9 protein-coding genes and 1 pseudogene are annotated in these 9,084 nt (G+C 66.8%); 8 read left to right on the forward strand and 2 right to left on the reverse strand.

Going from position 1 to position 9,084, the window contains the following annotated elements; all coding sequences use genetic code 11:
• From DBR20_RS22595 to DBR20_RS03695, 5 genes are all read left to right on the forward strand, one after another.
• A partial coding sequence (locus DBR20_RS22595; protein WP_258223194.1) for a PepSY-associated TM helix domain-containing protein occupies positions 1 to 917 on the forward strand: 917 nt, incomplete at its 5' end.
• On the forward strand, positions 917 to 1,195 hold the full coding sequence (locus DBR20_RS03680; RefSeq protein ID WP_108265220.1) for a DUF3325 domain-containing protein: 279 nt from the start codon (positions 917 to 919) through the stop codon (positions 1,193 to 1,195). The genes DBR20_RS22595 and DBR20_RS03680, both read left to right, overlap by 1 nt.
• A gap of 77 nt (positions 1,196 to 1,272) precedes the next feature.
• A complete protein-coding gene (locus DBR20_RS03685; protein WP_108265221.1) occupies positions 1,273 to 2,232 on the forward strand; it encodes a cation diffusion facilitator family transporter in 960 nt (319 codons plus the stop codon).
• Positions 2,233 to 2,278: 46 nt separating this feature from the next.
• Positions 2,279 to 2,941 carry a DNA-3-methyladenine glycosylase gene (locus DBR20_RS03690; protein ID WP_108265222.1) on the forward strand — a complete coding sequence of 221 codons (663 nt, stop codon included), beginning with the start codon at positions 2,279 to 2,281 and terminating at the stop codon, positions 2,939 to 2,941.
• 119 nt (positions 2,942 to 3,060) lie between these two features.
• On the forward strand, positions 3,061 to 4,767 hold the full coding sequence (locus DBR20_RS03695; RefSeq protein WP_108265223.1) for a PAS domain S-box protein: 1,707 nt from the start codon (positions 3,061 to 3,063) through the stop codon (positions 4,765 to 4,767).
• A 33-nt stretch (positions 4,768 to 4,800) separates the two neighbouring features.
• On the opposite strand, the gene DBR20_RS03700 is transcribed toward DBR20_RS03695, so the two are convergent.
• Together DBR20_RS03700 and DBR20_RS03705 are read right to left on the reverse strand one after the other, a co-directional pair.
• A complete protein-coding gene (locus DBR20_RS03700) occupies positions 4,801 to 5,895 on the reverse strand; it encodes a crosslink repair DNA glycosylase YcaQ family protein (protein ID WP_108265224.1) in 1,095 nt (364 codons plus the stop codon).
• 100 nt (positions 5,896 to 5,995) lie between these two features.
• Positions 5,996 to 6,676, reverse strand: coding sequence for a TraX family protein (locus DBR20_RS03705; protein WP_229978903.1), 681 nt, complete (start codon positions 6,674 to 6,676; stop codon positions 5,996 to 5,998).
• A gap of 139 nt (positions 6,677 to 6,815) precedes the next feature.
• Here DBR20_RS03705 and pip point away from each other — a divergent pair, with 139 nt between their 5' ends.
• From pip to DBR20_RS22600, 3 genes and pseudogenes are all read left to right on the forward strand, one after another.
• Positions 6,816 to 7,763, forward strand: a complete 948-nt coding sequence (gene pip, locus DBR20_RS03710) for a prolyl aminopeptidase (RefSeq protein WP_108265225.1) — start codon at positions 6,816 to 6,818, stop codon at positions 7,761 to 7,763.
• Between the two features lie 265 nt (positions 7,764 to 8,028).
• Positions 8,029 to 8,328: a hypothetical protein gene (locus DBR20_RS03715; RefSeq protein WP_025874438.1), complete on the forward strand. Its 300-nt coding sequence runs from the start codon at positions 8,029 to 8,031 to the stop codon at positions 8,326 to 8,328.
• Between the two features lie 137 nt (positions 8,329 to 8,465).
• Positions 8,466 to 9,084 (forward strand): annotated as a pseudogene (locus DBR20_RS22600) (cation-transporting P-type ATPase); the annotation flags it as partial.

Genomic DNA, 9,084 nt, shown 5'->3' on the forward strand with positions numbered 1-9,084 from the left:
GGCAGCAGGCCGAAGTGGTCAGCGAAATGCGGCTGTTCCTGCCACCACATCGCGTCGCCGGAAGCGCTGCGCCATTGGCGGATATCGGCGCGATGGTGCGCCAGGCGGAACATCGCTGGGGCACTGGCGCCGTGGGCGGCATGCAGATCCAGAACCCCGGGGATGCACAGGCACGGGTGGCGGTGGTGCGCGCACAATCCACCCGCGTATCCACCACCCCGAACTACCTGCTGTTCGATGGCACCGGTGGCGAGCTGCTTCTGGCAAAGGAGTCCTCGGGCGCCGCTGCACAGACCCAGGGCGTCCTGTACGGCCTGCATCTGGGCCGCTTTGCCGATGCGGCTACCCGTTGGCTGTACTTCCTGGTCAGCCTGGCCGGCACGGCGATGGTCGGTAGCGGTCTGGTGCTGTGGACAGTCAAGCGACGCAGCCAGCTGCCCGATCCGCAGCGCCCCTACTTCGGCTTCAGGCTGGTCGAATGCCTGAACATCGGCACGGTGGCAGGGCTGTCAGTGGCGATGGCGGCGTTCTTCTGGGCCAACCGGTTGCTGCCGGTCGCGGTGGCCGGTCGCGCGGCGTGGGAAGTCCATGTGTTCTTCCTGGCGTGGGCGGCAATGTTCGTCCATGCCCTCGTGCGCCCACCCAAACGCGCGTGGGTCGAGCAGTTCGCGCTGGCGGCCATCCTGCTTGCCTTGCTTCCGGTCCTCACGGCGTTCACCACCCCGCATCCGTTATGGCGGACCGCGGACGCTGGCGACTGGGCGTGGGCCGGTGCCGACCTGACCCTGCTGGCGTTGGCGGTGCTGCATGCGTACATCGGATGGCGCGCCTGGCGCTTCACGCCAAAGGCCCGACGTCCGCGCGCATCGGCCGCCCCGCAAAGCACATCCGTGCGTTCGGCTGCGGAGGTTGGGTGATGGTGCATGCACTGTTGTTCGTGCTTTCGCTGGCAGGGTTCGTCTGCCTGGCCCTGGCGATGGAGCGCCACCAGCGCGATCTGTGTGGCCATACGTTCGCGCGGCGTCGCAACCGTCAGTGGCGCATTGCCGGCTGGGCATTGCTGCTGCTGGCACTGGCCACGGCAGTCCTCGCGCAGGGCGTTGGCTTCGGCCTGGCCAGCCTGTCCGGGCATACCAGCATCGCTGCAGGTGTCGTGGTGCTTGCGCTGATGCTGCGTGCCCGACAGCGTTCCTGACCCGCAGCGGCGGTCCTGCACACCACCGGGACAGCGGCAGCGCGATCATCGGCCATCGCTTCCACCGCCGCGCTGCCATGTCCCGTCCCACCGGCTCACGCCTGGTCATCTACGCTGCACTGGCGGGCAACCTCGCCATCGCCATTGCCAAGTTCATCGCCGCCGGCCTGTCCGGCAGCTCGGCCATGCTCAGCGAGGGCGTGCACTCGCTGGTCGATACCCTCAACGAAGTGTTGCTGCTGTACGGTCTGCGCCGTGCCGAAAAGGCCCCCGACACCCTGCACCCGTTCGGCTACGGCCGCGAACTGTACTTCTGGAGCTTCATCGTCGCCCTGCTGGTATTTGCCGCCGGCGCCGGCGTTTCGGCCTACGAGGGCATCCAGCACATCCGCCAGCCGGAGCCGGCCACCAATCACGCCATCAGCTACAGCGTGTTGGGCATCTCCATCCTGTTCGAAGGTGCCTCATGGTGGGTTGCGCTGCGCGAATTCCGCCGCAGCAAGGGCTCGCTGGGATACTTCGAGGCGTTCCGCCGCAGCAAGGATCCGTCCACCTTCACCGTGCTGCTGGAAGACAGTGCCGCCCTGCTCGGCCTCGGCTTCGCCCTGGTCGGATTGCTGGCTGCGCAGCTGCTGGAGATGCCGGTGCTGGATGGGGTCGCCTCGCTGTGCATTGCCGGTGTGCTGGCGCTGACCGCGTTCCTGCTCGCTCGCGAGACCAAGGGCCTGCTGATCGGTGAGCCGGCCCACCCGGCGGTGGCGCAACGGATCATGGCCGTGGCCGTGACCGACCCGGATCTGCGCCGCGCCAACGGCGTGACCACCCTGCAGATGGGCCCGGAACAGGTGGTGGCGATGCTCAGTGCGGAATTCGAGGACGACCGCACCACGCCGCAGATCGAGGCCTGCATCACCCGGATCGAGTCTGCGGTGAAACAGGAGTTCCCGGAACTGGTGGCATTGTTCATCAAACCGCAGACGCCGGAGGTGTTTGCCGCGCGCCGGGCCGCGCTCGATCGTCCAGCCACGGCGGACTGACACCACACTGGCGACAGCTTCACCGCGGACAGGCGATGATTCCGGCATGCCGAACCAGACCGATCCAGATGCCACGTTCGCCGCGCTGCCCGTTGACGGGGCCCGGCTCCCGCGCGCCTTCTATCAGCGACCTTCAACGGTGGTCGCACCCGAGCTGTTGAACAAACTGCTGGTCCGCAACGATGGTCGCGTGGCGCGCATTGTCGAGGTCGAGGCGTATGCCGGCAGCGCAGATCCGGCGGCACACTCTTGGCGCGGCATGACCGCGCGCAACGCCAGCATGTTCGGCGAAGCGGGCCATCTCTATGTCTACTTCACCTATGGCATGCACTGGGGCAGCAATGTCGTCTGCGGTGACGTCGGCGAGGGTGTTGCGGTACTGCTGCGCGCCGCCGCGCCGGTTGCCGGGCAGGACCTGATGTACCCGCTGCGCCCTGCCGCCCGTCGCGACCACGACCTGGCCAGCGGCCCCGGCAAGCTGTCGCAGGCGTTTGGCCTGGACCGGCGCTTCGACGGCGCCGATCTGGTAACCGCCAGCCACGGCATCACGATACTGGACGATGGCATGCCGCCGCCGGACGACCCGGTGGTGGGGCCGCGCATCGGCATCACCCGTGCCGTGGATTTTCCCTGGCGCTGGCATGTGCGCGATCACCGTCACGTTTCGGTACGCGCGCCCCGCGCGGCAACGCGAAAGAGACCTGCATGAAACCCATCACTGAAGGATCATTGACACCAGCCTCACTGTTTCGCGCAACGGCATAACGTGCCGCGCCCTAGCGTGACCGCTGTGACCTGCCCTTCCCTGCCGGAGACGCAGTGCCTGCCATGGATGAAGCTTCCAGACTCCTCGAGATCGACCGACTGGGTGTTCTCGATACGCCGCCAGAGCCCGTGTTCGATGCCATCGTTGCCGCCGCCCTCGCTGCCACGGGCATGCCGATCGGGCTGATTTCCATCGTTGCCGCGCAACGGCAATGGTTCAAGTCCAGCATCGGGCTGGGAGACATCATCGAAACGCCCCGCTCGATTTCGTTCTGTTCGCATGCCATCGAGCAGGACGAGCTGCTGGAGATTCCAGACGCGAGGCAGGACCCACGGTTCGCCAACAGTCCGCTGGTCACCGCAGGGCACCGGGTACGCCACTACGCCGGAATAGCTCTGACCACCGCCCATGGCGCGCGCATCGGCACACTGTGCCTGCTCGACACGCTGCCAGGTGTGCTGTCTCCGTCGCAACGGGAATTGCTGGTCCATCTTGGCCGGGCCACCACGCAGGTGCTTGAACAGCGCAGCGCACTGCTGCGACAGATCGACCAGGCGCAGGCACTGCATCGCGACCTGAAACGCAGCGAGGACTTCCTGCAGCGCACCAATACCGCGGCCAAGGTCGGCGGCTGGGAACTGGACCTCGACACCCGCGAGGTGCGCTGGACGCGCGAGACCAAGCAGATCCACGGCGTGCGCTCCAGCTACCAGCCCACCCTCGAATCGGCCCTGTCGTTCTACCGCCAGGACAGCCGCAGCATCATCCAGACTGCCGTGCAGCGTTGCATGGAGGATGGCACGCCCTGGGAGGTGCAGCTGCCGATGAGCACAGCCGATGGACGCAGCATCTGGACCCGCGTGGTGGGCAACCGGCAGCAGGTGGAGGGCCATCCGCGGCTGGTGGGCGCGATCCAGGACGTCACCGAAGAACGCGCGGCGCTGGATGCCCTGGAGGCGAGCGAGGTGCGCTATCGGCGTCTGTTCCACTACAGCCTGGGGCTGATCTGCACGCATACGCTGGATGGCACGCTGACCTCGGTGAACCCGGCGGCGCTGCAGTCGCTGGGCTACGAGGAACGCCAGATCATCGGCCGCAGCCTGTGCGACTACATGCCACTCGAGCGCCGCGAGGTATTCAATGCCTACCTGAAGCGTATCGAAGCCAACCACACCGATGCCGGCGTCATCGAACTCATTGCCGCCGATGGAACGCTGCGGTATTGGGCCTACAACAACGTGCTCGACAGCGAAGGACAGCCGCCCTTCGTGCTGGGCCACGCCCAGGATGTCACCGCGCTGCGCCTGCAGGAGCAGCGCCTGCGCGAACTATCGCAGAAGGATCCACTCACCCAGTGCCACAACCGCCGCTACCTGCACCGGCTCGACGAGATGACCGCCGGAACGTGGGCGTGCCTGGTATTTGACCTCGACGATTTCAAACGGATCAATGACGCGCAGGGTCACCGCCGCGGCGACGCGATCCTGATCGAGTTTGCTGCCTTCCTGAAGGCGCCGCTGAGCGCGGGCGAGACCGTGGTCCGCCTGGGCGGAGACGAGTTCCTGGTGGTGTTGACCGCAGCGGCGTCCAAACGGCTTGCCCTGCTGGAGGGCTGGTACGACACCAATGCAGCGCAGTCGCCGACGGCGTTCTCGATGGGCGCGGCGGTCAGCGCGCCGGGTGAGTCCGTGGCTGACACCATCCATCATGCGGACAGCCAGCTTTATGACGCGCGTGCACGGGTGCGCAGGCAGCGGCGCGACGAATAGCAACAGCGCCCGCTGTCACCACAAGGCAAGACTTCATCCGGTGAGGAATCGCGTCATCCGTTCCAGTTCGTCATCCAGCGCATTGCGGAACAGAACGTCCTTCATGGGCGAGGCGCTGGCGAATCCAATATCCGGCTGCAGAGCGCCATCCCTGGCGGTGACATTGGCCCAGCCGACCACCTGGTCGCGCCACAACAGCGGCAGCGCATAGTAGCCGAAGCGACGCTTGGCCGCCGGCGTATAGGCCTCGAATCTGTAGACCCAGCCCCAGAATAGTTCGAACCGTCGCCGATCCCAGGCCACCGGATCGAACGGTGCCAGCAGCCGCACCTGCTCATCGGCCTGGTAGCGCCGCGAGCGGGGATTCTCCTCTGCCGGCCAGAACCAGCTGGTTCCGTCGATGTTGCCGCCGGCCAGTCGCTCGCGCGCCAGCCGCAGTGCCTGCTGGATCTCGACTGCCAGATGCGGTGCACCATAGCCCAACAGCCGCGCCAGATAGGTGAGGCTGGCCGAAGGCAACGGCGCGTACTTGCGCACCACCAGATCGATCAATGCCGTGGCGCGCTGCAGGCGCGCGGCCTTGCCGCCATCGGCGAGTGCATGTGCCGCAACGGCGTAGATGCGGGTACCACTGTCACGACGGGCGATGCGCAACATGCCGCGGTAGTGCATGCCATCCAGCAGGTGGGTGCTGGCATTGCTGGTGCCGCCCCAGTAGTTGGTCACCCGGCCATGTGCGAACGCCTGGTCGACCTCGCGCGGATGCACCGCACCCCGCTCCTGCACGAACGCCAGCACCTCGGCCGCCTTGCGCCGCGTGCTGGCGTCCCACGGCCTGCGGGACACCCGAGGATGCATCAACGCCAGGTGTTCGCGCGGCAGGAAACCGTAGTTGACCAGGAAGTCCTCCTCGATCGGCAGCCGACTGTAGCGGCGCTCCAGATCCCCGGCCTGATAGCCCTTCACCCGGTGCCGCAGGGTCAGGTCCTGGGCACGCGCGGGCGCACGGATGGGATCGGCCTGCACGAAGCCCAGGCGACGGATCGCTGTCAGCAGCGTAGTAGGCGTGAACAGCGTGCGGGCTACGGCGTAGCGACGCAGATCGTCGAGGGTGGGCGGGGTCGGCATTGGCCGATTGTAGAGGCGAGCGTGTCCGCTGTGCGTTGCGGCCTGGAAAGACACCATCGACGTGAGCGGGACAGCTCACCGCCCCGATGGATGTCGCTACTCAGCGCAGCCACTGCGCATAAGCGGCGAGGACCGCCAGGTGCCCCACGTAGTACACATAGAACGCCCAGCGTGATCGCGGAACCGCCCACGGCACCCGGGCCAACGCCAGTATCAGCGGGATGGCCAGCAACGCCCATCCGTTGCCGTTGACCCAGCACAGCCCACCGAATCCGAACGCCAGCAGCCAGTACGCCCGGTGGCGGAACGCGATCCAGCCCAGCATCACGAATGCCACGCCCGCCCATTGGTAATCCACGAAGAACGGCAGCAGGCCTGCGGTAACCAGCAGCAACAGCTGCCGGTTGTTGGTCAGCGCATGCACGGCCACGGCAGCCAGCGCGAAGGTCAACAGGATGTTCAGCGGCAACCAGTGGCCGAAGGCCAGCATGTGCAGGGGTTGCGCGACCAGGCCCCATGCGGACAGGCGCCGGATCGACTTGCCCAGATCGGCGCCCGGTTGCGCCAGGTTGCAGGCCATCACCAGCGCGAACAGCGGGAAGGCGATGCGCCCAAACTCGCTGACCACCGGCACATAGCCACCGAAAACCACTTTGGCGACGTGGTCACCGGTCATCGACAGCAGCGCGAGCCACTTCATCGACTCACGGGCGCCGCTGCTGAGGGTGGCGCGCGACGATGGGGCTTGTACGGCGACGTCCTGCGCGCTCATATCGTTCATCCTCTGCGTCCTGCCATGTCCGTCCCGCCAGGAATCGACGGCATTGCCCCTTGAACGCAAAGAATACTTGAACCTGACGCGGATGACGCTGACCGCTGCACCCCGCTATCCTTGCAGTCCCCGCTTGTGAGGCATCGCCATGCGCACGCTGTACCCGCCGATCACCCCGTACCGCGAACACACGCTTCCCGTCGACGCGCTGCACACCCTGCATATCGAAGAGTGCGGCACGCCTGAGGGCATTCCGGTGGTGTACCTGCATGGCGGCCCAGGCGCCGGCATCTCGCCCACCCATCGCCGCTTCTTCGACCCGAAGCGCTACCGCATCGTGCTGATCGATCAGCGCGGCAGCGGCCGCTCCACGCCCTTTGGCGAGCTGCGTGACAACACCACGCAGGATCTGGTGGCCGACATCGAGAAGGTGCGCGAACACCTGGGCATCGAGCGCTGGCTGGTCTACGGCGGTTCCTGGGGTTCGACGCTTTCGCTGGCCTATGCACAGGCCCATCCCGACCGTGCCACCGGGCTGATCGTGCGCGGCGTTTTCCTCGGTCGCGAGGAAGAGAACCGCTGGTTCGCCGAGCTCAACGGCGGTGCCCGCTGGATCTTCCCGGAGCGTTGGGATCGCTACGAGGCGCACATCCCGGAGGACGAGCGCGGCAACATGCTCGAAGCCTACTGGAAGCGCCTGGACCATACCGATGAAGCGATCCGCATCGCAGCGGCACAGGCCTGGCTGGGCTGGGAAGACAATGCCGCCACGCTGGTGCATGACGTCGACGCGGCATCCGCTACCGATCCGCTTGATACCCTGGCCAAGGCGCGCATCGAGGCGCATTACTTCCGCCACAACACCTTCCTGGAACACGGCCAGCTGCTGCGCGATATCGAGCGCATCCGCCACCTGCCGGGCGTCATCGTGCAGGGTCGCTACGACATCATCTGCCCACCACGCAGTGCCTGGGATCTGGCCAAAGCCTGGCCGGAAGCCACCCTGGAGATGGTCATCGCCGGCCACAGCGCCAACGAAGAGGCCACTACCGATGCTTTGGTGCGGGCCACCGACGCTTTCGCAGACCGCAGCTGAACAGAAGGGGCCAACGGCCCCTTTTTCTATACCAAGGTATAGCCGGGCTAACCCACGGGCCTCTAGGCCTGCTGAATACGAGCGCGGACAATAGCGCCACTGGCCAGCGACTGGCCGCCCCACGCGGAGACGCAGATGGATCCCGACCCTGCCGGGCGCGACGCGCGCCCTTGCCTGCCCCCTTGTTCACTGCTGGCGACTGACGGCCGGTTCCTGTCCGTGTAAGCGATGGGAGCCCCGGGCGGCGCCTGCCCGGAGGAATCCCATGTCCTACAAGATTCTCTACATCACCGTCCGCCGCCTGATCGGTGAGCGCGATGTTTCCGCCCTGCGCAGCCTGCTGCTGCAGCACGGCCCTGTCCTCTTCGCCCGTTCGCTGGCGCTCGGCTCGCCACGGGTGGTGGCCGATGCCCTGTCGCTGCTGCCGATCAGCGAGCGCATCAACGTGCTGCGCCACCTGCCCTACCCGCTGCGCGATGCGATGAAACCGCTGTGCATCGGCGGCAGCCAACGGCTGCGCATGCAGCCCTGGTCGCCATCGGTGCTGGCCATGCGCCACGCCTGACCACCCGCCCCTTCCGCTCCACGCGCCGGCTGCGCCCGGCGCCGCTCCAAGAGGACCTTCCCATGAGCCTGCTCAACGCCTGGTTCAACGCCTTCCTGCGCAGCCGCCGCGCGGGCAACCTGTTCGGTCGTCGTGCGATGCCCGAAGCCGGTTACGGCCGTGGCAGCACGCAGGCCGCGCCGGCCACACTCACTGCCGGGCTGCTCGCGCTTGCACAGGGCAGCGAAGCCGATGCGCTGGCCACCCTGCAGTCGCACGTCGACGGTCTCAGCCCGCACGAAGCCGAAGAGCGCCTGCTGCGCTTCGGCCCGAACGAGGTCGATCACGAGAAGCCGCTGCCGTGGTGGCGCCATCTGTGGCAGTGCTATCGCAACCCGTTCAACCTGCTGCTGACGGTGCTGGCGGCGGTGTCCTGGCTGACCGAAGATGCCAAGGCGACGGTGGTGATCGGTGCGATGGTGGTGCTGTCCACCTTGATCCGCTTCGTGCAGGAGGGACGCTCCAACCGCGCTGCCGAACGGCTGAAGGCCCTGGTGGGCAATACCGCACGCGTGCTGCGCCGCGCTGCAGGCACCGAAGCGGCAGAAGTGGCCGACCAGTACTTCGGCGCACAGCTGCACAGCCGGCGGCCGGCACGGCTGCTGGATCTGCCGATCCGCGACCTGGTGCCGGGTGACCATATCGTGCTGTCGGCCGGCGACATGATCCCGGCCGATTGCCGCGTGCTTGCGGCCAAGGATCTGTTTGTCGCGCAGG

This window comes from Stenotrophomonas sp. HMWF023, from assembly GCF_003060985.1.
GTDB classification, from domain to species: domain Bacteria; phylum Pseudomonadota; class Gammaproteobacteria; order Xanthomonadales; family Xanthomonadaceae; genus Stenotrophomonas; species Stenotrophomonas lactitubi.

Excerpts from the sequence above, each read along its gene's own strand:
- DBR20_RS03700 (WP_108265224.1), bottom strand. The coding sequence starts at position 5,895 with ATGCCGACCCCGCCCACCCTCGACGATCTGCGTCGCTACGCCGTAGCC.
- pip (WP_108265225.1), top strand. The coding sequence starts at position 6,816 with ATGCGCACGCTGTACCCGCCGATCACCCCGTACCGCGAACACACGCTT.
- DBR20_RS03685 (WP_108265221.1), top strand. The coding sequence starts at position 1,273 with ATGTCCCGTCCCACCGGCTCACGCCTGGTCATCTACGCTGCACTGGCG.
- DBR20_RS03715 (WP_025874438.1), top strand. The coding sequence starts at position 8,029 with ATGTCCTACAAGATTCTCTACATCACCGTCCGCCGCCTGATCGGTGAG.
- DBR20_RS03680 (WP_108265220.1), top strand. The coding sequence starts at position 917 with ATGGTGCATGCACTGTTGTTCGTGCTTTCGCTGGCAGGGTTCGTCTGC.
- DBR20_RS03695 (WP_108265223.1), top strand. The coding sequence starts at position 3,061 with ATGGATGAAGCTTCCAGACTCCTCGAGATCGACCGACTGGGTGTTCTC.
- DBR20_RS03705 (WP_229978903.1), bottom strand. The coding sequence starts at position 6,676 with ATGAACGATATGAGCGCGCAGGACGTCGCCGTACAAGCCCCATCGTCG.
- DBR20_RS03690 (WP_108265222.1), top strand. The coding sequence starts at position 2,279 with ATGCCGAACCAGACCGATCCAGATGCCACGTTCGCCGCGCTGCCCGTT.